Source organism: Amycolatopsis sp. NPDC104863, from assembly GCF_055582965.1.
In genome coordinates, this window is record NZ_JBVJOW010000008.1 from 308,341 (window position 1) to 330,199 (window position 21,859).

The window sequence follows — 21,859 nt, forward strand, 5'->3', positions numbered from 1 at the left end:
AGCCGGCCATGACCCTCACCCCGCTCCAGCTCACCCGTCCGGCGTCGGTGACCGACGCGCTCCTGCGGCGGCTCGTCGCCCGGGTGCCGGGCCCGGCCGGCGCGACCTGGCCGCTCACCGAGGTCTACACCGGCGAGACGCTCGTCGAGCTGCCGCAGTCGGCGCCGGCCGACATCGAGCAGGCGTTCGCCGTCGCCCGCGCGGCACAGGCGAAGTGGGCCGCCACCCCGCTCAAGCGACGGCTGGCGGTGTTCAAGCGGGCGCACGCGCTCTTCGTCGCCCATGCCACCGACGTCGCCGACCTCATCCAGGTCGAGAGCGGCAAGAACCGGCGGATGGCGATCGAAGAGACCTGCGACCCGGCGATGGTGATGAGCCACTACCTGAAGCGGGCCGCGAAACTGCTGGCGCCGACGAAGCGCGGCGGCCCGGTGCCGCTGCTGACGACGTCGACCGAGATCCGGCGGCCCAAGGGGGTCGTCGGAGTCATCGCGCCGTGGAACTTCCCGTTCGCCACCGGAATTTCCGACGCGATCCCGGCGCTCATGGCCGGCAACGCGGTGGTGCTCAAGCCCGACAACAAGACGGCGCTCTCGCCGCTCTACGGCATCCAGCTGCTGGAGGAGGCCGGCCTGCCCGCGGGCCTGTTCCAGGTGGTCTGCGGCGAGGGGCCGGACGTCGGGCCGACGCTGATCGACCACGCCGACTACGTGATGTTCACCGGCTCCACGGCCACCGGCCGGGTGATCGGCGAGCGGGCCGGCCGGAACCTCATCGGCTGCTGCCTCGAGCTCGGCGGCAAGAACCCGATGATCGTGCTCGAAGACGCCGACTTCGCCGAAGCCGCGCAGGGCGCGATCTTCGGCGCGTTCGGCAACACCGGCCAGATCTGCATGCACATCGAGCGGATCTACCTGCCCGAGTCGCGCTACGACGAGTTCAAGAACGCCTTCGTGGCCAAGGCGAAGGCGCTCGACGTCCGCGCCGCCTACGACTTCGGGCCCGAGGTGGGCTCGCTCGTCTCGGTCGACCACATGCGCCGGGTCAAGGCGCACGTCGACGACGCCGTCGCGAAGGGCGCGACCGTGCTCTGCGGCGGCAAGCCCCGGCCCGACCTCGGCCCGGCGTTCTTCGAGCCGACGATCCTCGAAGGTGTCACGAAGGACATGGACTGCGGGGTCACCGAAACCTTCGGACCCGTGGTGGCGCTGCACAAGTACGGCAGCGTCGACGAGGCCGTCGCCTTCGCCAACGACACCGACTACGGCCTCAACGCCTCGGTCTGGGGCCGCGACGTCGACGCCGCGGCCGCCGTGGCCGCGCGCATCGAGTCGGGCAACGTCAACATCAACGACATCCTCGCCACGGCGTTCGCCGCCAAGGGCACGCCGTCCGGCGGGGTCAAGAGCTCCGGGGTCGGCGCCCGCCACGGCGACCAGGGGCTGCTCAAGTACACCGACGTGCAGAACCGGGCCGTGCTCAAGAAGCAGGTCATGGGACCGCGGGCCGGCCAGAGCTACGAAAAGTACGTCGAGGGTATGCTTTCCGGGCTGAAGCTGATGCGGAAGCTGCGGATCCGCTAGCGCGGACCGTCGCGCAGCACCCCGCGCACGTGGTCGGCCGACAGCGACTCCGGGTCGAACGCGGTCAGCAGCCAGGTCGCGCCGGCCCGCGCGTACGGGGAGCTGTCCTGACCGGGCGTGACTTCGGCGACGTGGTCGAACGGCCCGGCCGTCGTGCGCAGGGCTTCGACCTGGGCGACGACTTCGGCGAACTGGTCCGGTGAAGTGAGGTTCACCGGGAAGAAGCCGTCGAGACGCGCGGCCCGGCGCATCGGGCGGAGCTTGCCCGGGAACCCGGCCGCCCACACCGGGATCCGCCGCACCGGCGTGGGCAGGAACCGGATGCCGTCCACGGTGTAGTGCTCACCGTGGTGGTGCACGACTTCGCCGGACCAGGCGGCGGCCAGGACGTCGAGGGCCTCGTCCAGCATGCGGCCGCGCAGCTTGTCGTCGGTTTCCTCGCCGGTGCGGGAGAACTCCTCGCCGAACCGGTCGCTGCCGAGGCCGACGCCGAGGGTGAGCCGGCCGCCGCCGAGGCGGTCGAGGGTGGCGGTTTCGCGGGCGAGCTTGACCGGGCGGCGGCGGGTGATCGCGCTGACCATCGGGCCGAAGCGGAGTTTCGAGGTGGCGGTGGCGACCGCGGCCAGGGTGATCCACGGGTCGGCGACGGCGGTGACCGGCTCGCGCCAGCGGACGTGGTCCCAGACGAACAGGCCGTCCCAGCCGGCTTCTTCGGCTTCGGCGGCGAGGCGGGCGATCAGCGCGGGGTCGGCCAGGGCGTCGAACAAGGGGAGCCAGAGGGCGTGCCGAGGAGTCATGGAAGGAACGTTAGGGGCCACGAGTGATCGCGAAAAGCGATGAAATCTGCCTGATTCGATAAGCTGTGCTGATGCTGGACCTGCGTCACCTGGTCACGCTCGACGCCGTTGCGGCCGAAGGCACCTTCGGTCGGGCCGCCGAGCGCCTCGGCTACACCCAGTCCGCCGTCAGCCAGCAGATCGCCGCGCTGGAGAAGTCCGTGGGCGGCGCGGTGTTCGACCGCCCGGGCGGCCCGAAGGCGGTTCGCTTGACCCCGCTCGGCGAGGTCGTCCTGGCCCACGGCCGGGAGCTCCTCGCGCGCGCCGCGGCGACCGAGGACGCCGTCGAGCGGTTCAAGGCCGGGGACGGCCGGGTCGACATCGGCACCTTCCAGAGCGTCACGAACGTCCTGCTGCCCGCGGTGGTCCGGCGGCTGCGGGACGAGCACCCGGCCGCCGACGTCCGCCTCTTCGAGGAGGAGACGGACGAGCCGCGGATCGGCGAGCTGGACCTGCTGTTCTTCGACGGCCGGGTCGGCGGGGACGTCGAGCAGACGCGGGTGCTGGCCGATCCGTACGCCGTGGTCGCCCGCCGCGGGACGTTCGCGCCGGGGCCGGTGCCGCTCACGGCGTTGCACGGGACGCCGATGGTCGCGCAGCCGCCGATCTGCGACCAGGCGCGCGTGGAACGCGTCTACGCCGAGTCCGGGGTCTCGCCGCTCATCGTGTTCCGCACCGCGGACAACCAGGGTGTGCTGTCGATGGTGCGCGCCGGCCTCGGTGTCGCCGTGATGCCGATGCTGACCCTCGACGGCCGGCCGGACGACGACGGGCTGGTCACGCACCCGCTCGAGCCCGCGCCAGCGCCGCGGGAGATCTGGCTGGCGTGGCCGGCGGACCGGACGCTGTCCCCGTTGGCCGAGCGGGCGGTCGCGCTGAGCCTGGAAGTGACTCAGGAGCGGCAGAACAGCGCGTCCGGCGTCTTGCCGGAGCCGATACGGCCGGTGTAGGCGACGCCGGCGACGTACTCGTTCGGCGCGCACTGGCCCTTGTAGTTGCCGGAAGCGAAGTCGCCGCCGGGATCACCGGCGGGCCGGTTGTCCCCGCGGTCGAACCAGACCGTGCGCCCGGCGCGGCCCAGCGGTGTCGCGGACCTGCCGCACAGCACGGCCGAGAAGGCCGCGCCCTTGACGCTGTACCCGACCACGGCGGAGTCGGCCGGGCACTGCACCTTCGTGTACCCGGACGCCCAGTCGGTGTCCACAAAGGACTCATCGCGGACCGTGGTGTAGGCGGACGGGACCGGGAGCGTGCCGGTGCACAGGCCGCGGCCGCCGGTGTGGGCCAGGCCTGCCAGCCGCTGGCCGTCGGGGCAGGCGCCCTTGCGGGCACCCGGATCCCAGTCGGGCTTGGCGCGGACTGTGAGTGACGCCGGGAAGTCCGCGTAGTCGAGGTTGAGCATCGACCAGTGGTCGGCCGCCGGGACCTGCCCGGTGCGCGACGGCGCGGTGATCAGCCGTTGCCACGCGGGCCCGCGCCAGTCCGTGCCGTCGAGGACGTCGATGCGCCGCCCGGCGGTGTCGTAGGCGAGCAGCGACCAGCCGTCGCCGGTCCCGTCGGTCTGGAAGCCGACCGCCGGCCAGTAGGCGAAGTCGGTGTCGGTCTCGGCGAGGTAGTTCACGAAGTTCTCGAAGAACGCGCGCGACGCCGGGTCGGTCGTGTTCCGGCCCTCGCCGAACTCGCTGATCCACAGCGGCGCGGTGTAGTGCTTGCCGGTGTCGGCCGAGACGAAGAACGCCTGCCGGTACAGCGTGTCGCGCAGTTCCTGCGGCGAGAGGTCGCGGTAGCGCGGGTCGTGGGTCTCGCCGATGCCGGTGGCGCCGGAGTGGTTCGGCCCGGTGTAGCCGTAGAAGTGCGCGGAATAGACGAGCTTCCCGGACTCGACGAGCGTGTGGGACAGCGTGCGGGCGGGCTCGAGGGTCGGGCGGCCGTGGGCGAAGCCGTCGATGGGCAGGCCGGTCCAGTTGATGCCTTCGACGATGATCAGCAGGTCCCGGTTGGCTTCGCTCAGGATGCGGTCGGCGACCTGCTGGGTCGCGCGCTGCCAGTCCTTGTCGTTGCCCCAGCCCCAGTTCGGGTCGTCGAAGGTGTTGCGGCGGACCTCGTTGTAGAGGTCCGCGCCGACCACGCGCTTGTTCGCGGCGTACCGGCGGGCCATGAACAGCCAGTCGTCCTGCCACTGCTGCTCGGTCTGCGCGGTGTTCCAGCGCTCGTTGCCGTCGAGCCCGCAGCACCAGCGCGAAGTCGTGGTGTGGTTGTTGAGGATCACGGCGAACCCGCGCGCGGTCAGCCGGGTGACCACGCGGTCGTAGACCTGCAACGGCGTCAGGCCGTGGAGGTCCGGGTTGGCCGGCAGGTCGGGGACCGGCCGGGTGTCGTGGATCATCGCGTTGGAGAACTGCAGCCGCACGCTGTTGAGGCCCAGCCGCGCGAGCCCGTCGATCACCGTGTCGACGGAGACGCGGTCCAGGCCGAGCGGGGTCTGGTAGGCGATCTCCCCGGCGTGGTGGTTCGCGGGGTCGTCGACGTCGCCCGAGCCGGTCCACGTGCCGCTCGCGCCGTGCCAGTTGGCGGCCTTCAGCTTGAAGCGGTCGCCGTTCGCGTCGACGATGTAGCGGCCGCGCGTGCTGAGCGGGCCGGCCCACGGCGCCGGGTCCGCCTCGGCCCGGGCCGGAGCCGGGGCGAGGGGGACCAGGGCGCCTACTGCCAGCATCGTCGAGAGCAGCGCACTCGTGAACTTCACCAGCGGAAGCTAACCGATCTTCCCGCTGGTTGTATACCGGCGAAAAGACGGTTTTCGCCCCGGGCCGCGCAGGAGCACGTGGCCGAGCACGACCACCAGCACCCCGGCGCCGGCCCACATCGCCTGCTGCCAGCCGTCCACGAAGGACTGCCGGGCCGCGTCGGCCACCGCCGGCGAGCCGGCCGCGACGGCGTTCGCGACACCCCGGCGCGCGTTCTCGGCGAGCTCCGCGGGAACGCCGTCGAGCCGGGAACCGAGGGCGCCGCGGTAACCGGCGGCCAGGACCGTGCCGAGCAGCGCGACCCCGAGCGCGGTGCCCAGCTCCCGGGTGACGTCGTTGAGCGCGGACGCCACACCCTGGCGCTCCCGCGGCAGGGCGCCGGTGATGGCTTCGGTGGCCGGGGTCATCGTCAAGCCCATGCCCAGCCCCATCGCGAGCATGCCGGGCAGCACCGAAAGGTACCCGCCGCCGACCGAGACGAAGACCGCCATGAGCACCAGTCCGGCGGCGCCCAGGACGATCCCGGCCGCCATCGTCGCGCGTGCCCCGGCGCGCTCGGCCACCCGTGGCGCGAGCCCCGACGCGACCATCATCAGCAGCGCCGTCGGCATCAGCGCCAGGGTCGAGCGGAAGCCGGACCAGCCGAGCACCGCTTCGAAGTAGGGGAAGAGCACCACGAAGATCCCGGCCTGCACGCCGAACACCGCCAGCAGCGTCACGGAACCACTGGCCAGGCCGCGCTCGCGGAAGAGGCGGACGTCGAGCAGCGGCGCCGGGCTGCGCAGTTCCCAGGCCAAAAAACCGGCGGCGCCGAGGACGCCGGCCGCCAGGCTCAGCAGCGTCACCGGCGCGGCCCACCCGCGTTCCGGCCCTTCGTGCAGCACAAAAACGAAGCCGACCACGGCGACCACGGACAGCAGCGAGCCGAGGACGTCGAAGCCGTGCCGCGCCTGCTCGCGGGAGTCGGGCACCGCCCGCAGCGTCACGGCCACCGCGGCCACGACGAGCACGACCGGCAGGACGAACAGCCACCGCCAGCTCGCGACGTCCACCAGCACGGCCGACAGGAACATCCCGAGGATGCCGCCGCCCCCGGCGACACCGGTCCACACGCCGATCGCCCGGGACCGTTCCTCGTCCGGGAAGGTCGCCGTGATGACGGCCAAGGTCACCGGCATGATCATCGCCGCGCCGACCCCGCTCAGCAGCCGCGCGGACATCAGGATCCCGGCCGACGGCGCGAGACCCGCCACGACGTTCGCCAGCCCGAAGAGCGTCAACCCGCCCAGCAGCACCGGTTTCCGGCCCCAGCGGTCGCCGACGGCGCCCAGCGGCAGGAGCAGCGCCGCGAGGGTGATCGTGTACACGTTGATGATCCACATGACGGTGCCCTGCGACGCGCCGAACTCCACCGCGAGCTCGGGCTGGGCGACGTTGAGCCCGGACACCGACGCGATCACCGCCATCAGTGCGAGGCAGACGCCGACCAGGACGGTGCGCCGCCGGCGCGGGTCGGTGATGGTGGTCATGCGTCCTCCCGGGTGGCGCGAACGACGACGTCGTGCAGCGAGCCGCGGCCGTTCGGCGCGGTCCGGGTGCGGGTTTCGGCGGTGGTGGTCCGCCAGCCGTCGCCGAGTGCTCCGGTGATGGCCTCGGGCGTCACCGACGCCTCGTCGGGATGGTGGTGCCCGTGCCGGTGGCCGACGACGAGCAGCGTGCCGCCCGGGGCCACCCAGCCGGAAATGCGGTCGTAGAAGGCGAGTTGCGGCATCGCGGGGTGGGCGTAGTGCGTCACGACGAGGTCGAACCGCTCGCCGGGCGTCCAGGTGGTCAGGTCCGCGCGGACCCACCGGACGCCCGCCGAGGCGGGGAGGGCTCCGGCGGCGATGTCCACCGCCGTGACGGCCCAGCCGCGGGCCGCGAGCCAGCGGGCTTCGCTGCCCTGGCCGCAGCCGGCGTCGAGGGCCGTGCCGGGTGTCAGGTCGCCGGTTTCGCGGAGCAAGTGGGGGTTGGGCGTGCCCGGGCCGTGGTGGGCCTGCCGCCAGTGGTCTTCCCAGTAGGGCTGGTCGAATGCGTTCACCGGGCCACCGTGCGCCCGGACCGCGCCATCTGGCAAAGTTTCTTGCCGAATGGCAAAATGACCGGATGGACGAAACGACCGACCGGACGCTCGACGCCGTCGGCCCACGGCTGAAGCGGCTCCGGCTGCAGCGCGAGACCACGCTCACGGCGTTGGCGGAGCAGACCGGGATTTCGGCCAGCACGCTGTCGCGGCTCGAAGCGGGCCTGCGGCGTCCCACGCTGGAACAGCTGCTGCCGCTGGCGCGGGCCTACGAGGTCACGCTCGACGAGCTGGTCGACGCGCCCCCGACCGGCGACCCGCGGGTGCACCTGCGGCCGATCGCCGGCCAGGACGGCTCGACGATCCTGCCGCTGACCCGCCGCCCGGGCGGCATCCAGGCGTACAAGTTCGTCCTGCCCGCCGGGGACGCCGAGCCCAGCCCGCGCACGCACGAGGGCTACGACTGGGTCTACGTGCTGAACGGGACGCTGCGCCTGGTCCTCGGCGAGCACGACCTGGTCCTCAAACCGGGGGAGGCCGCGGAGTTCGACACGCGCACCCCGCACTGGTTCGGCGCGACGGGCGACGGGCCGGTCGAGTTCCTCAGCCTCATCGGCCGCCAGGGCGAGCGCGCCCACGTCCGGGCCGCGCCCAGGTAGTTCGGCCGTTGGGGGGAATCCGGGGGAGGGCGGTTACGCCGGCTCGCGCTCCGGCGACTGTCCCGGGCATGAGATCCCTGATCCGCGTGGCCGGTGTTGTCGCCGTGCTCGGGTTGGTTCCGTTGGTGTCGGCCGAAAGCTGCGGTGGGTCCGGCGCGCCGGCGACGTCGTCGGACACCGCGCCGGTGGGTGGTGACTCGCAACCGCCCGGCGCGAGCCCGTCCCCTCAGGCGGCGGACCCGACCGGCCCGTCGCTGACGCTGCCCGAGCCGACGATGTCGCAGCCGCCGACCACCACGGAGCCCGAGGACAGCGGTGCGCCCGCGCCGTCGACCGGCTCGGCTCCGTGACACCCGCCGCCCGGCCCCGGCCGCCGTCGCGCGGCCGGCCGGGTGGTGGACCCGCGCGACAGCGGTGCTTTCGCAGACCGTGCTGCTGTCGTCGGTGCTGTTCTACTTCGGCTGGGTGCGCACGCAGGCGACGTGGGGGTACTTCGGGATCGACGTGAGCCTGCTGGGGTTCTCGCCCGCCGACTACACCCTGCGCAGCGTCAACGCGACGTTCCTGCCGCTGATCGGCGTCGGCATCCTCGCGCTGCTGGCGGTCACCGTGCACCGGACGGTGGTGCTGCCGGCGGCGCTGACCAGCCGTCCGGCGCGCGGCCGGGTGCTCGCGGACGCGGGCATCACCACGGCGTACGTCCTCGGCGGGGTGGCGCTGGGCGTGCTGGCGGTGGGGATGCTGGTGCCGGTGACGGTGTCCTGGGCGCCGGACATCGCGCTGCCGCTGACGCTCCTGACGGCGGCCGGCCTGCTCGCCTACGCGGACCGGCTGCGGGCGGCCCCGCGGCGGGCGGAACCGGCGAAACCGGGGCTGCGGCCGCTGATCCTCGCGGTGCTGGCGCTCATCGGTCTACTGTGGAGTGTCGCGGACTACGCGCGCCGCACGGGGGAGCAGGCGGCGGTCGCGGTGGCGACGAGCCTGCCGTCCCGCCCCGCGATCACGCTGTACAGCGTCGACCGGCTCGCGGTGTCCGGGCCCGGGGTGACGGTCGTGGCGCTGGCGCAGCCGGACACGAAGTACAAGTTCCGGTACACGGGACTGGTGCTGCTGCGGCCGCTTCCGGACCGCTACCTGCTGGTCTCGGACCATTGGCGCAAGGGTTCCGACCCGGTCTACGTCGTCCCGGCCGGCGACGTGCGGATGGACGTCACCGGTCGCTGAGCAGGACCGCCGCGACGCGGTCGACGTAGTCGCCGATCGTGTCACGGTCGGCCTCGGTGAGCGCCCGGGTGCTCACTTTGCCGCGCAGCACGGCGATCCCGGTGATCACCGCCGCCAGCAGCTCGGCCCGCAGCTCGCGGTCCGCGCCCGTCAGGCGGGGCGCCAGCTGCTCGTCGAAGGCCCGCTCGATGCGCTCGCGGACGACGGCCCGGATCATGTCGTCGTTCGCCGCCGTCACCAGGCCCGAGAGGTGGCTCGGGTGCTCCGCGCCGACGTCGAGCGCGCGGTCGAGCAGCGCGCGGGGGAGGTCGGCCAGCGGGGTGTCCGCCGTCATCGTGTCCGCCGCATCGAGGCCGCGGCCCGCCGCTTCGGCGAACAGTTTCTCCTTCGACCCGAAGTAGCGGTAGACCAGCGCCTGGTTCACCCCGGCCGCCGCCGCGACGTCCCGGGTGCTCGTGCCCTCGACACCGTGCCGGGCCAGCAGCGTGCGGGCCGCGCCCAGCAGCGCTTCTCGGGTCGCGGCCGCGTCACGGCGGCGCGCGCGGGGTTCCGCGGTGTCCATGCCGGCCTCCTCCCGGTCGGGTGTCCGCAGTGTAGACCAGCGCAAACGGGCTGTGACCGTGATCACCACCCGGTTAAGTAGTCACTCGTTGACTTGGCTCGGCGGGGCCGCCTACCGTGAAGTCGTCAGTTGACTACAACGGAGGTTCCCGGTGTCCGAAACCCTGACGGCCCCGCCGCCACCCGCGCCGCCCGCCCGGCGCGCGGAATCGCACCCGACGGCGGTGCTGCTGGTGCTGGCGCTGTCGACGTTCGCGATCGTCGTGATGCAGAGCATGGTCATGCCGATCCTGTCCGGCCTCGCGCAGTCGCTGAGCGTCTCGATGGCCGACGTCTCGTGGGTCGTGACCGTGAACATGCTCTCCGCCGCGGTCTTCACGCCGCTGCTCGGTTCCCTGGGTGACAAGCTCGGCCGCAAGCGTGTCCTCATGGCGACACTCGCCCTGACCACCCTCGGCTCGGTGCTGGTCGCGATCTCGACGTCGATGGGCGTCGTGCTCGCCGGGCGTGCCCTGCAGGGCATGGGGTTCGCGGCGATGCCGCTGGCCATCGGGATCGTCCGGTCGATCTTCCCGCCGGAGCGTGTGCCGTCGAGCATCGCGCTGCTGAGCGCGCTGACCGGCATCGGCGCGGGCGCGGGCCTGCTCGTGTCCGGTCTGCTGGTGCAGGCGGGCGTGTCGGCGCAGGGCATGTTCTGGATCTCCGCCGCCGTCACCGCGCTCGGCCTGCTCGGCACCGCCGTGCTGATCCGGCTGCCCGAAACCGCCGGCAAGTTCTACGTCGACGTCTTCGGATTGCTGACGCTCGCCGGCGGCCTGGTCTGCCTGGTGCTCGGCATCAACCGCGGCCCGGCCTGGGGCTGGGGCTCGGCCACCGTGCTCGGGCTGTTCGCGGGCGCTGCGGTGCTCCTGGCCGCGTGGGTGGTCGTCGAACGCCGGGTGCGCGAGCCGCTGGTGGACATCGCCATGATGCGCACGCCGGTCGTGCTGGGCACCAACTTCGCCACGTTCCTCACCGGCGCGGGCATGTACGGCGCGTTCATCCTGGTGATCCAGTTCGTGCAGACGCCGGGGAAGTTCGGTTACGGCTTCGGGTCCGACGCGCTCGGCGCCGGCCTGACGCTGCTGCCGATGACCGCAGGCACCCTGCTCGCCGCGGGCGCGGTGTCGATGCTCATCCGCCGGGTCGGCCCGAAGGTGCCGATGGTGGTCGGCACGGTCGTCGCGACCGCGACCTTCGGCTTCCTGCTCGCCTTCCACGCCGAGCACTGGCACTTCTACGTCGCGACCGGTCTGCTGGGCCTCGGGCTCGGGCTGGCGTTCGGCGCGATCCCGACGTTGCTCAACAGCGGCGTCACCCCCGAGCAGACGAGCGTCGCCAACAGCGTCAACCAGACGCTGCGCTCGATCGGCGGGTCCATCGGCACGGCCGTGGCTTCGGCGATCCTCGCCGCGAACACGCTGCCGCGCCTTCCTCTGCCCACAGTGGACGCCTACACGACGGCGTTCGCCGTGTCCGGCGCGATCTGCGTGCTCGCGGTCGTCGCCGCCGTGTTCGTCCCGTACCGACACCGCGCGAAGGAGTCGTCATGACGAGGGCCTATCCCTTCAGTGAGCCGGAAAAGCTGGCCATCGAGCCGCTGTTCGCGCAGCTGCGCGAGCAGGAGCCGCTGAGCCGCGTCACGCTGCCCTACGGCGAACCGGCCTGGCTGGCGACGCGCTACGAAGACGTCAAGACCGTGCTCGGCGACCCGCGGTTCAGCCGCGCGGCGGCCACCGGCCGTGACGAGCCCCGGCTGCGCCCGCACCTGACCCCGCCGGGCAACATCCTGGCCCTCGACCCGCCGGAGCACAGCCGGCTGCGGCGGCTGGTGATGAAGGCGTTCACCGTGCGCCGGATCGAGGCGCTGCGGGCGCGGGCGCAGGAGATCGCCGACGGGCTCGTCGACACGATGCTCGCCGAGGGCCCGCCGGCCGACCTGGTGGAGGGCTTCGCGCTGCCCCTGCCGGTGACGGTGATCTGCGAGCTGCTGGGTGTCCCGTTCGCCGACCGCGGTGACTTCCGGGTCTGGTCCGACGCGTTCCTGTCGACGACGAAGTTCACCCCGGACGAGGTCCGCGCGGCGCACACGAGCATGCGCGAGTACATGGCGGGCCTGATCGCCCAGCGCCGCGAGACCCCGCACGACGACCTGCTCGGCGCACTGGTCGCGGCCCGCGACGACGAGGACCGGCTCTCGGAGGAGGAGCTGCTGTCCCTGGCGGAGACGCTCCTGGTGGCCGGCCACGAGACGACGGCGTCGCAGATCCCGAACTTCGTGTACGTGCTGCTCACGCACCCGGGCCAGCTCGCGCTGCTGCGCGCGGACCTCGGTCTGGTGCCGAAGGCGGTGGAAGAGCTGATGCGCTACGTCCCGCTCGGCATCGGCGCGGGCATCGCGCGCTACGCGCTGGAGGACGTCGAGCTCGGCGGGGTGACGGTCCGCGCGGGCGAGCCGGTGCTGCCCGCGCTGGCCTCGGCGAACCGTGACGACTCGGTGTACTCGGAGCCGGACGAGCTGGACCTGCTGCGCGCGGAGGCCACGCACATCGGCTTCGGCCACGGCGCGCACCACTGCCTCGGCGCGCCGCTCGCCCGGATGGAGCTGCAGGTGGCGTTGGAGACGCTGCTGCGGCGGCTGCCGGGGCTCAGGCTGGCGGAGGGGGAGCACGGAATCGGCTGGAAAGTCGGTTTGTCGACTCGGGGGCCGTTGAGCCTGCCGCTGGCCTGGGACTGACCCGCCCGGACGCCATGAGCGACTCGCTCATGGCGTCCGGCGAGCCGCTTTCCGCTCAGCCGTCCACCAGCAGTCCCCGCAGCGGGCCCTGCAGCCGTCCGGCCCGGCGGGACACGCCCGGCAGCAGCACCAGCCGATGGGTCCGCTGCTCACCCCGCCGTTCCCGCTCGGCCTGTTCCTCGGCCAACGGCCGCCACAGGTTGTCCACCACGTCGGCCGGCTCTCGGTCCTCGAGCTCCGCCACTGGACGCCCGAGGTGCTCCGCCCACAGCCGCAACCGCGTCGACCGCGCCAGTTCGGGATCGTCGGTGGCGATGTTGACCTCCGTGTCGTTGAACAGCGAGTGCTCGTTGAGGTTCGCCGACCCGATCGTCAGCCACTCGTCGTCGACGATGCCGAGCTTCGCGTGCACGTACACCGGGGATGCGGACTCGCCGTCGTGGGCGCTGATCGTCGTCGCCAGCAGGCGGCCGTGGCCGCGGTCCGCGTCGAGGAGCCGGCCCAGCTGACCGCGGGTGGTGTCCGCGCCGTTGCTCGGCTTGCGCGGCAGCAGCAGGACGACGCGGAACTGCTCGTCCGGCGGGTTCTCCAGCTTCCCGATCAGCACCTCGGCGATTTCGGGTGACCACAGGAACTGGTTCTCCAGGTAGACGAGCCGCCGCGCCGAACGCAGCGCCCGCAGGTAGCCGTCGAGGATCGTGAACTCGCCTTTCGGCAGGAAGCCGTACGTGTTGTCCGGCACGGTCCGCAGCAGCCGCACGCGGGTGCCGCCGGCCGGCGCGGGCGCCTTCGGCTCCGGCAGGTCCTCGCCCGCCACCTCGGACCAGCGGCGCCGCAGGTGGTCCGCGACGTCGGCGACCACCGGCCCGTGGAGCCGGGTCACCAGGTCGTGCCAGCCGATCGTGCGCGGCGGGTGGTCCGGGCTGTCGTGCCGGTCGCCCTCCAGCGCGGCGAAGTCCACCCCGCCGACGAACGCGACCTCGTCGTCGACCACCACGAGCTTTTCGTGGTGGCAGTGCATGGTCCGCTCACGCGCGTCGAGGACGCAGCGCACCCCCGTGCCGTCGGTGAACTTCCGCCGCTCCTCCTGCGCGAGGCCACGCGTCGGCTTGAACGCCGGGACCGGCGGCCCCGCCCACAGCAGCACCCGCACGTCGACGCCGCGCCCGGCGGTCTCGGCCAGCAGCTCCCGCAACGTCGGCGCGCCGGGCTCGCGGGTCAGCCGGAAGTCCGCGCTCGCGTGCCAGTTGGCGATGTGCACGTGCGACTTCGCGCCCCGGATGGCCTTTTCGATCTCCGGCAGCGCTTCCTCACCGTCGATCAGCACCTCGACGCGGTTGCCTTCGCGCACCGGGGCCCGCCCGCCGAACCGGTCCTCCCCGCCGTGCGGCTCGAGCACGTCACCCCAGCCGAGCCGCCGCAACCGCCGCTGGTGGTGGGCGCACAGGACGTGCTCGAGCCCGTCGCCCAGCCGCTCGTCCGCCTTGTCCAGGAAGGAGTGGAATGTCTTCACCCGTCCATGGCACTACAGATCGGCGCCGTCCGCCGCGCAGTGACGCTGAGTCAGCGCGCGGCCGGTGTGATGTCCTAGGGTCGGCCGATGGAGCTGAGGCAGGTCGAGCACTTCCTCGCGGTGGTGCGCAGCAGCCTCACCGGCGCCGCGCAGGACGTGCACGTGGTGCAGTCCGCGCTGAGCGCTTCGATCCGGAAGCTCGAACGCGAGCTGGGCGCGCCGCTGTTCGACCGGACCACGCGGCGGGTCGCGCTGACCGAGGCCGGGCGGGCGCTGCTGCCGCTGGCGCACCGGATCACCGCCGACGTCGTCGCGGCGCGGGGTGAGGTGGCGGCCGTCGCGGGCCTGACCCGCGGGCAGGTGTCGATCGGGACCATCCAGACGCTCACCGTCGTCGACCTGCCGGCCAAGCTCGGCGAGTTCCGGGTGCGCTACCCGGGCGTCCGCATCCACGTGCGCGAAAGCACGGTGCCCGACCTCTCGGCCGGCGTCGGCAACGGCGAGCTCGACCTGGCGTTCCTGGCCGGCGAAGACCCGCTCGCGGCCGAGCTGGCGAGCTTCGCGCAGTGGAGCCAGCACCTCGTGCTGCTGTGCCACCCGGGCCACCGGCTGGAGCGCCGGCGCCGCGTCCGGCTCGCCGAGCTCGACGGCGAGCCGTTCGTCGACTTCAGCGGGAGCGGGATCCAGGCGATGGTCGCCCGCCGCTTCGCCGAAGCGGGTGTCCGGCAGAACCGCGTCTGCGAAGCCACGCACATGCCGCTGCTGGTCGAGCTCGTGACGGCCGGGCTCGGCGTTTCCGTTGTCCCGCAACCGGTCGCCGAAAAGTCCGGCCTGCCGTTGGCGCGGATCGGCCAGCCCGGGTTCAGGCGGGCGATCCACCTCGCGGGCCGGGGGCCGAAGCCGGCGAACCCGGCCGCCCGTGCCCTGCTGACGCACCTGCTCGGCTGAGCCCTACCGGTCGCGGACCGGCGCGAAGAGCAGGCCGAACCCGATCAGGGTCAGCGCCATCGCGACGGTGGTGAGCCCGGCGAGCGCCACGATCGCGGCCAGCACGAACGCGCGGACGGCGAACCACCGCAGCAGCCGGACCAGGTCCGTTGTCTCGGGGTCCGGCTCGCCGGCCGCTTCGGGAACACCAGGGGGCATGGTCTTCAGTGTTCGCCCGCCGCGGCGATCGGTCCAGCGCAAAGAATCGCTGGCATTCAGCTGCGAGAGTGATCGGTGCGGGGGACCGGACCCCGGAGAACGCCTTGCCGGGACGGATTTTGCCGAGCACGGCCGGCTCGGCGGCCGGGGCAGTCCGCGCGACGGGCGCGTTGTGGCCCCGGCGTCCGGTCGCCATCCTGGCCCGATGCTCGAGACGATTTTGCCGGCACTGGCCGGTTTCCTGGCGGGGGCGTTGAACGCGGCGGGCGGCGGTGGCACGTTCGTGGCGTTGCCCGCGCTGGTGGCCGCGGGCCTGCCACCCGTGGTCGCCAACGCCTCCAGCACGGTCGCCCTCCTGCCGGGCGCGGTGGCCAGCGCGTGGACCTACCGGGGTCAGGTGGTCCGCGTCGGCCCGACGTCCACCGCCTCGCTGGCCACCGCGAGTGTGCTGGGCAGCGTTTTCGGCGCCGCCCTGCTGCTGGTCCTGCCGGCGACGTCGTTCAGCGCGGCCGTGCCGTGGCTGCTGGCGTTCGCGACCGCCGTGCTGGCCTTCGGCCGGGGGATCTCGCGGTTGCTGGCACGCGCCATCGGCCACCCGATCGACCTCGGGGCGCGCGGTGTCCTCATCGGACAGGCGGTGCTGGGCGTCTACGGCGGCTACTTCGGCGGCGCCGTCGGGATCATGATGCTGGCGTTCTGGAATGTCGGTCTCGGGCTGGACCCCGCCACCGGCAACCCGGCGCGGGTGACGCAGCTCGCCGCCATCTACGGCGTCGCGGCCGTGTTCTTCCTCGTGGCCGGCGGTGTCCTGCGGTTCTGGCTGCCGGTGGGGCTGCTGCTGCTCGGGGCGGTGGCCGGCGGGTTCGCCGGCGCGTGGGCCGTCCGCCGGCTCTCCGGGCGGGTGCTGCGCGGGGTCGTGCTGACCACGGCGGTCACGATGACCGTGCTGTACTTCGCCCGCGGCTGACCTTCGGTCCGTCCACAAGGGACTCGATGCCGGGCGGGAGGTCCTCGCGGTGTGCGGGATCCGCGACGAACCCGACGATCGCGTCCCGCAGCGCGCGGACCGCCCGGGTCGGGTCGACGTCACGGCGGCCGGCCAGCTGGACGATCCGGGTCATGCCGGCCTCCGGCACGAACCGCGTCATCAGGAACCGGTCACCGGCGACCGTGCTCGGCACCACCGCCGCGCCCACGCCGGCCCGCACCAGTTCGAGGACCGCGTCCATCTCACCGCCTTCGATCGCGAACGACGGTTCGAACCCGGCGGCGCGGCACGCGTTGACCGTCGCCTCCCGGACGTCGTACCCCCGCCGGAACATCACGAGCGGGACGTCCACGAGCTCACGGACGGCGAGCCGGGCGCCGGCGCGCTCCACCGGCGTGTCCTTCGGGGAGATCACCACGAGCTCCTCCAGCAGCAGGGGTGTCGCCGCCAGCTGGGAGTCACCCGGCGACCGCGCGCCGGCCAGCAGGGCGAGGTCCAGCGCGCCTTCGGACAGCCGCTGCCGCAGGTCACCCGACCCGCTTTCGTGCAGCTCCAGCTGGATGCCCGGGTACCGGCGGCGGAACGCGGAGAGCATCGGCGGAAGCAGACCGGTGCACAGGCTGGGCGGCGCGCCCAGCCGGACCCGGCCGCGGTCGAGCTCGTCCAGCTCCCGGATCGCGCGCCGCGCGGTCTCGGCCTCCGCGAGGATCCGCCGCGCGATCGGCAGCAGCGTTTCGCCGGCCTCGGTCAGGGTCACGTTGCCCCGGATCCGGTGGAAGAGCGCCGCGCCCAGGTCGTGTTCGAGGGTGCGGATCTGCTGGGACAGCGAGGGCTGCGCGACCCGCACCTCCTCGGCGGCGCGGGTGAAGTGCCGGTGCTCGGCGACGGCGACGAAGTAGGCGAGCTGGTGCAGCTGCATCCGTCCATGATAGGCGATGACTATCGAGTGCAGAGTGATGATGTCTTTGACCTCTGGTCGCGCGGCTCTTACCGTCGGTCGGGTGGTGAACGACCTCGCAGACCGGCCCGCGACGCGGCGGCGCCGCCCGGCCCTCCGGCAGTTCTGGGCTTCGACGATCGGCAAGAAGATCGTCATGGCGGTGAGCGGCGCGCTCCTGCTCGCGTTCGTGGCCGCGCACATGGTGGGCAACCTCAAGACCTTCCTCGGCGCCGACGACCTCAACCACTACGCGCACTGGCTGCGCACGATCGGCGAGCCGGTGCTGCCCTACGGCTGGTTCCTGTGGATCCAGCGGGTGGTCCTGCTCGTCGCGCTGGTCCTGCACGTCACCGCGGCGGTGCAGCTGGTCCGGCGCGACCTCCGCGCGCGGCCGGTGCGCTACGTCCACCGGCGGCCGGTGCGCGCGACGTTCGCGGTGCGCACGATGCGCTGGGGTGGCGCGACCCTGGCGGTGTTCGTCGTCTGGCACATCCTCGACTTCACCGTCGGCCGGGTGAACCAGGACTTCGTGCCCGGCGACCCGTACCACAACCTCGTCGCGGACTTCCGGGTGTGGTGGGTCAACGTGATCTACCTCGTCGCTCTCGCGATGCTGGGCCTGCACATCCACCACGGTTTCGCGAGCGCCGCCCGCACCCTCGGCGTCACCAGTGCGCGCCGCGAACGGGCGATCAAGATCCTCGGCAGCACAACGGCGATCGTGATCGCGGCGGGGTACGCGCTCGTCCCGGTGGCGATCATGACGGGACTGGTGGAGTGACATGGAATCCTACGTCGTCGGCGACCCGATCGCCGATCCGAAGGCGCCCGCCGTCCCACTGGAGAACCGGTGGGACGAACGGAAGTTCGCCGCGAAGCTCGTCAACCCGGCGAACCGGCGCAAGCACCGCGTGATCGTCGTCGGCACCGGGCTGGCCGGCGGCTCGGCCGGGGCGACCCTGGCCGAGCAGGGGTACCACGTGGTGCAGTTCTGCTTCCAGGACTCCCCGCGACGCGCCCACTCGGTCGCCGCGCAGGGCGGCATCAACGCGGCCAAGAACTACCGCAACGACGGCGACTCGGTGTACCGCCTGTTCTACGACACGGTGAAGGGCGGCGACTTCCGCTCCCGCGAGTCCAATGTGTACCGGCTGGCCCAGGTGTCGGCCCAGATCATCGACCAGGCCGTGGCCCAGGGGGTGCCGTTCGCCCGCGAGTACGGCGGCCTGCTCGACACCCGCTCCTTCGGCGGCGTGCAGGTGCAGCGGACGTTCTACGCTCGCGGTCAGACCGGCCAGCAGCTGCTGATCGGCGCGTACCAGGCGTTGTCACGCCAGATCGACGCCGGCAACGTCGAGCTGCACGCGCGGACCGAGATGCTCGACCTGGTCGTGGTCGACGGCCGGGCCCGCGGCATCGTCGCGCGCGACCTCGTCACCGGGGAGATCCGCACGCACCTGGCCGACGCCGTCGTCCTCGCGACCGGCGGGTACGGCAACGTCTTCTACCTGTCCACCAACGCGAAGGGCTCGAACGCGACCGCGATCTGGCGCGCCCACAAGCGCGGCGCGTACTTCGCGAACCCGTGTTTCACCCAGATCCACCCGACCTGCATCCCGCGCTCGGGGGAGCACCAGTCGAAGCTGACGCTGATGAGCGAGTCGCTGCGCAACGACGGGCGCATCTGGGTGCCGAAGCAGAAGGGTGACCCGCGGCCGCCGTCGGAGATCCCCGAGGACGAGCGCGACTACTACCTCGAGCGGCTGTACCCGAGCTTCGGGAACCTGGTGCCGCGGGACATCGCGTCCCGCGCGGCGAAGAACGTCTGCGACGCCGGGTTCGGCGTCGGGCCCGGCGGCCTCGGCGTCTACCTCGACTTCGCCGACGCGATCACGCGCATGGGCCGGCCGGCCATCGAAGCGCGGTACGGCAACCTCTTCGACATGTACCAGCGCATCACCGCGGACGACCCGTACGCGGTGCCGATGCGGATCTACCCGGCCATCCACTACACGATGGGCGGGCTCTGGGTCGACTACGACCTGCAGAGCACCATCCCGGGCCTGTTCGTGATCGGGGAGGCGAACTTCTCCGACCACGGCGCCAACCGGCTCGGCGCGTCCGCGCTGATGCAGGGGCTCGCCGACGGGTACTTCGTGCTGCCCGCGACGGTGAACGACTACCTCGGCCAGGGCCGGCTCGACGAGGTGACCGCCGACAATCCGGCGGTCTTGGAGGCGCAGCGTGACGTGTGCGAGCGCGTCGAGCGGCTGCTGGCGGTGAACGGCACTCGCAGCGTCGACTCCTTCCACCGCGAGCTGGGCCTGATGATGTGGGACCTGTGCGGCATGGCCCGCACCGAGGCCGGGCTGCGCAAGGCCCTCGAGCGGGTGCCCGAGCTGCGCGCCGAGTTCTGGCGCGACGTCCGCATCCCCGGCACCGGCGCCGAGCTGAACCAGGAGCTCGAGAAAGCCGGCCGGGTCGCCGACTTCCTCGAGCTCGCCGAGCTCCTGCTGCTCGACGCCCTCGTGCGCGAGGAGTCGTGCGGCGGCCACTTCCGCGAAGAACACCAGACCGCCGACGGCGAAGCCCGCCGCGACGACGAGCGCTTCTCACACGTCGCGGCCTGGGAGTACGGCGAGAAACCCGTGCTCCACAAGGAAGAGCTCGTCTTCGAGCACGTCCACCCGACCCAGCGGAGCTACACATGAACCTCACCGTCCGCATCTGGCGGCAGGCCGGCCCGGCCACGGCAGGCCGGCTGGTCTCCTACCCGGTCGACGACGTCAGCCCGGACATGTCCTTCCTCGAGCTGCTGGACGTGCTCAACCAGGAGCTGATCGAGAACGGCGAAGAGCCGGTCGCCTTCGACCACGACTGCCGCGAGGGCATCTGCGGCTCCTGCGGCGTCGTGATCAACGGGCAGGCGCACGGGCCGGAGCGCACGACGTCCTGCCAGCTGCACCTGCGCTCGTTCGCCGACGGTGACGTCGTCGACGTGGAACCCTGGCGCGCCCAGGGTTTCCCGGTGATCAAGGACCTGGTCGTCGACCGCTCGGCGCTCGACCGGATCGTCCAGGCCGGTGGGTACGTCAGCGCACCCACCGGCAGCGCCCCGGACGCCCACGCGACCCCCGTGCCCAAGCCGGACGCGGACCTGGCCTTCGACAACGCCACCTGCATCGGCTGCGGCGCCTGCGTCGCCGCCTGCCCGAACGGCTCGGCGATGCTCTTCACCGCGGCGAAGGTGACCCACCTGAGCCTGCTGCCGCAGGGACAGCCGGAGCGGGCCCGGCGGGTGCTGGACATGGTCGACACGATGGACGCCGAGGGGTTCGGCGGCTGCACCAACACGGGGGAGTGCGTCGCGTCGTGCCCGAAGGGGATTCCCTTCGCCAGCATCGCTTCGCTCAACCGGGAGTTCTTGAAGGCGTCCCGGTCCGGGCGGGACTGACCCTCACCGCTTGAGCTTGGCGTACACGATCACGTTGTCGAGGTAGTTCCGGTTCGCCGCGTCGTACTGGCCGCCGCAGGTGATCAGGCGCAGCTCGGGGTCGGTCGTGTTGCCGTAGACGGCGTCCGTGGGGAACGACTTCTTCGCGATCTGGTCGACCTTCGTCACCTCGAACGTCAGCTTGCCGCCGTCGGCGCGGTCGACGTGCACCGGGTCGCCCGGCTTCAGCTCGTGCAGCCGCCAGAAGATGCCCTTGCGGTGGTCGCCGTCGATGTGGCCGAGGATCACGGCCGGCCCGACCTCGCCCGGGGTTGGCCCGTACTCGTACCAGCCGGCCTGCAGCGGCTGGTCGACCGGCGGCACCTCGACCGTGCGGTCGGGGTTGAGGCCGAGCGACACGAGCGTCGACTTCGCTTCGATCGCGGGCACGTCGAGCGCGGTCGGCAGGGACCGCGCCAGGCTGACGGCGGCCTGTGCCGGTGGTGGCGCGGCGGACGGGGCCGCCGTCGCGCCGCACCCGGCGAGCACCAGCGCGACGACGGCGACGAGCAGTGCGCGCATCGGCAGTCCTCTCACCGCCCGGCCGCCAGGCTGCCGTCACCGGTCTGCGGGGCGCCGGCGGGGACGACGACCACCTGACCGGGGCCGGCCGGCTTCGGCGGCGCCTCGGGAGCGCGTTCCTTGGACGGGCCGCAGGCCACGGACGCGAGCTTGACGTCACCACGGCCGAGCGCTTCGGTGGTTTTGCCGCCGAGGAGCTTGATGTGCAGCGCCGTCACTTCGAGCACGCCGTCGTAGCGCTGGACCTGCTCGTTGACGATCACCTCGGCGATACCGGGGATCCCCAGCTTCTGGTTGGGCGAGGTGGCCGCGGGCAGGGTGCCGAGACGGCCCAGGTTGACCCCGGCGAGGTCGCTGCTGCCGGTGACGTGCCCGTCCGCCGACCCGCAGCGCGCGCTGATCAGCCGGATCGACGGGACCCGGCCGGCGGCTGCGGCCAGCAGCGGGAGCGTCACCTCGGCGACGCTCGCCTTGGCGGCCACGGAACCTGCACCGTCCACTACGGAACTGGAAATCGCCTTCGCCGTGACGAGGCCCTTGAGCGGGACGTCGGCGACGCTCGCGGAGGCCGGACCGGCACTGCTCGACTTCGCGAGCTCACCCGTTTCGACGGTGATGCCCTTGCTGTCGGTGAGCACCCCGGGGAGCAGCGAAACGGTCGCGGACGCGCCGAAAGCGGATCCGGTGACGGCGTCGTCCGCGGCCGAAACACCGGCCGAGCCGGCGAGAACGGCGACGGTCACCCCGGCGAGGCTCCCGGCTCGGAGCAGGGTTGTGCGCATGAAGAATCCTTTCACCGGAAGAAAACGGAG

22 protein-coding genes are annotated in these 21,859 nt (G+C 72.5%); 12 read left to right on the forward strand and 10 right to left on the reverse strand.

Annotation, left to right across the window (positions count from 1 at the left end):
* The first annotated feature begins 8 nt into the window (after nt 1-8).
* A complete protein-coding gene (locus ACZ63J_RS37500) occupies nt 9-1,583 on the forward strand; it encodes a succinic semialdehyde dehydrogenase (protein WP_465404323.1) in 1,575 nt (524 codons plus the stop codon).
* Here ACZ63J_RS37500 and ACZ63J_RS37505 read toward each other — a convergent pair.
* Nucleotides 1,580-2,380, reverse strand: a complete 801-nt coding sequence (locus ACZ63J_RS37505; RefSeq protein ID WP_465404321.1) for an LLM class flavin-dependent oxidoreductase — start codon at nt 2,378-2,380, stop codon at nt 1,580-1,582. The genes ACZ63J_RS37500 and ACZ63J_RS37505 overlap by 4 nt on opposite strands.
* 71 nt (nt 2,381-2,451) lie before the next feature.
* On the opposite strand from ACZ63J_RS37505, the gene ACZ63J_RS37510 reads away from it, so the two are divergent.
* Complete coding sequence (locus ACZ63J_RS37510) at nt 2,452-3,369, forward strand: LysR family transcriptional regulator (protein ID WP_465404319.1); 918 nt, start codon at nt 2,452-2,454, stop codon at nt 3,367-3,369.
* On the opposite strand, the gene ACZ63J_RS37515 is transcribed toward ACZ63J_RS37510, so the two are convergent.
* From ACZ63J_RS37515 to ACZ63J_RS37525, 3 genes are read right to left on the reverse strand one after another with little or no spacing between them, the layout of a single operon-like run.
* Nucleotides 3,312-5,132, reverse strand: a complete 1,821-nt coding sequence (locus ACZ63J_RS37515; protein WP_465404543.1) for a glycoside hydrolase family 5 protein — start codon at nt 5,130-5,132, stop codon at nt 3,312-3,314. The two genes, ACZ63J_RS37510 and ACZ63J_RS37515, sit on opposite strands and share 58 nt — an antisense overlap.
* Before the next feature lie 39 nt (nt 5,133-5,171).
* On the reverse strand, nt 5,172-6,692 hold the full coding sequence (locus tag ACZ63J_RS37520; protein ID WP_465404318.1) for an MFS transporter: 1,521 nt from the start codon (nt 6,690-6,692) through the stop codon (nt 5,172-5,174).
* The gene (locus tag ACZ63J_RS37525; RefSeq protein ID WP_465404317.1) at nt 6,689-7,243 is read right to left on the reverse strand and encodes a class I SAM-dependent methyltransferase; all 555 of its coding nucleotides are present in this window, start codon (nt 7,241-7,243) and stop codon (nt 6,689-6,691) included. Before ACZ63J_RS37525 ends, ACZ63J_RS37520 begins: the two co-directional genes overlap by 4 nt.
* 65 nt (nt 7,244-7,308) lie before the next feature.
* Between ACZ63J_RS37525 and ACZ63J_RS37530 the strand changes: the two genes are divergently transcribed.
* From ACZ63J_RS37530 to ACZ63J_RS37540, 3 genes are all read left to right on the forward strand, one after another.
* Nucleotides 7,309-7,884 (forward strand): helix-turn-helix domain-containing protein, encoded by a 576-nt coding sequence (locus ACZ63J_RS37530; RefSeq protein WP_465305936.1) that lies wholly within the window; start codon nt 7,309-7,311, stop codon nt 7,882-7,884.
* A 68-nt stretch (nt 7,885-7,952) separates the two neighbouring features.
* Entirely contained in the window at nt 7,953-8,234 is a 282-nt protein-coding gene (locus ACZ63J_RS37535; protein ID WP_465404315.1) for a hypothetical protein, read from the forward strand.
* Nucleotides 8,235-8,298: 64 nt separating this feature from the next.
* Nucleotides 8,299-9,108: a hypothetical protein gene (locus ACZ63J_RS37540; RefSeq protein ID WP_465404313.1), complete on the forward strand. Its 810-nt coding sequence runs from the start codon at nt 8,299-8,301 to the stop codon at nt 9,106-9,108.
* Here the strand turns inward: ACZ63J_RS37540 and ACZ63J_RS37545 are convergent.
* Complete coding sequence (locus tag ACZ63J_RS37545; protein WP_465404311.1) at nt 9,095-9,670, reverse strand: TetR/AcrR family transcriptional regulator; 576 nt, start codon at nt 9,668-9,670, stop codon at nt 9,095-9,097. The genes ACZ63J_RS37540 and ACZ63J_RS37545 overlap by 14 nt on opposite strands.
* 151 nt (nt 9,671-9,821) lie before the next feature.
* Here ACZ63J_RS37545 and ACZ63J_RS37550 point away from each other — a divergent pair, with 151 nt between their 5' ends.
* A complete protein-coding gene (locus ACZ63J_RS37550; RefSeq protein WP_465404309.1) occupies nt 9,822-11,261 on the forward strand; it encodes an MFS transporter in 1,440 nt (479 codons plus the stop codon).
* A complete protein-coding gene (locus tag ACZ63J_RS37555) occupies nt 11,258-12,445 on the forward strand; it encodes a cytochrome P450 (RefSeq protein ID WP_465404307.1) in 1,188 nt (395 codons plus the stop codon). Before ACZ63J_RS37550 ends, ACZ63J_RS37555 begins: the two co-directional genes overlap by 4 nt.
* Before the next feature lie 55 nt (nt 12,446-12,500).
* Here the strand turns inward: ACZ63J_RS37555 and ACZ63J_RS37560 are convergent, their stop codons facing one another.
* Complete coding sequence (locus tag ACZ63J_RS37560) at nt 12,501-13,958, reverse strand: phospholipase D-like domain-containing protein (protein ID WP_465404305.1); 1,458 nt, start codon at nt 13,956-13,958, stop codon at nt 12,501-12,503.
* An 87-nt stretch (nt 13,959-14,045) separates the two neighbouring features.
* On the opposite strand from ACZ63J_RS37560, the gene ACZ63J_RS37565 reads away from it, so the two are divergent.
* On the forward strand, nt 14,046-14,906 hold the full coding sequence (locus ACZ63J_RS37565) for a LysR family transcriptional regulator (RefSeq protein WP_465404303.1): 861 nt from the start codon (nt 14,046-14,048) through the stop codon (nt 14,904-14,906).
* Between the two features lie 3 nt (nt 14,907-14,909).
* On the opposite strand, the gene ACZ63J_RS37570 is transcribed toward ACZ63J_RS37565, so the two are convergent.
* Nucleotides 14,910-15,104 (reverse strand): hypothetical protein, encoded by a 195-nt coding sequence (locus tag ACZ63J_RS37570; protein WP_465337257.1) that lies wholly within the window; start codon nt 15,102-15,104, stop codon nt 14,910-14,912.
* Between the two features lie 205 nt (nt 15,105-15,309).
* Here ACZ63J_RS37570 and ACZ63J_RS37575 point away from each other — a divergent pair, with 205 nt between their 5' ends.
* Nucleotides 15,310-16,071, forward strand: a complete 762-nt coding sequence (locus ACZ63J_RS37575; protein WP_465404301.1) for a sulfite exporter TauE/SafE family protein — start codon at nt 15,310-15,312, stop codon at nt 16,069-16,071.
* Here ACZ63J_RS37575 and ACZ63J_RS37580 read toward each other — a convergent pair.
* Nucleotides 16,037-17,011 carry a LysR family transcriptional regulator gene (locus ACZ63J_RS37580; protein ID WP_465404299.1) on the reverse strand — a complete coding sequence of 325 codons (975 nt, stop codon included), beginning with the start codon at nt 17,009-17,011 and terminating at the stop codon, nt 16,037-16,039. The two genes, ACZ63J_RS37575 and ACZ63J_RS37580, sit on opposite strands and share 35 nt — an antisense overlap.
* Before the next feature lie 85 nt (nt 17,012-17,096).
* On the opposite strand from ACZ63J_RS37580, the gene ACZ63J_RS37585 reads away from it, so the two are divergent.
* From ACZ63J_RS37585 to ACZ63J_RS37595, 3 genes are read left to right on the forward strand one after another with little or no spacing between them, the layout of a single operon-like run.
* On the forward strand, nt 17,097-17,813 hold the full coding sequence (locus ACZ63J_RS37585) for a succinate dehydrogenase cytochrome b subunit (RefSeq protein WP_465404297.1): 717 nt from the start codon (nt 17,097-17,099) through the stop codon (nt 17,811-17,813).
* A gap of 1 nt (nt 17,814) precedes the next feature.
* Entirely contained in the window at nt 17,815-19,743 is a 1,929-nt protein-coding gene (locus tag ACZ63J_RS37590) for a fumarate reductase/succinate dehydrogenase flavoprotein subunit (protein WP_465404295.1), read from the forward strand.
* Nucleotides 19,740-20,486: a succinate dehydrogenase/fumarate reductase iron-sulfur subunit gene (locus ACZ63J_RS37595; protein ID WP_465337251.1), complete on the forward strand. Its 747-nt coding sequence runs from the start codon at nt 19,740-19,742 to the stop codon at nt 20,484-20,486. The genes ACZ63J_RS37590 and ACZ63J_RS37595 overlap by 4 nt, the downstream gene beginning before the upstream one ends.
* Nucleotides 20,487-20,489: 3 nt before the next feature.
* On the opposite strand, the gene ACZ63J_RS37600 is transcribed toward ACZ63J_RS37595, so the two are convergent.
* Nucleotides 20,490-21,047, reverse strand: a complete 558-nt coding sequence (locus ACZ63J_RS37600) for a class F sortase (RefSeq protein WP_465404293.1) — start codon at nt 21,045-21,047, stop codon at nt 20,490-20,492.
* Nucleotides 21,048-21,058: 11 nt separating this feature from the next.
* Nucleotides 21,059-21,829, reverse strand: coding sequence for a choice-of-anchor P family protein (locus ACZ63J_RS37605; RefSeq protein WP_465404291.1), 771 nt, complete (start codon nt 21,827-21,829; stop codon nt 21,059-21,061).
* Nucleotides 21,830-21,859 lie beyond the last annotated feature (30 nt).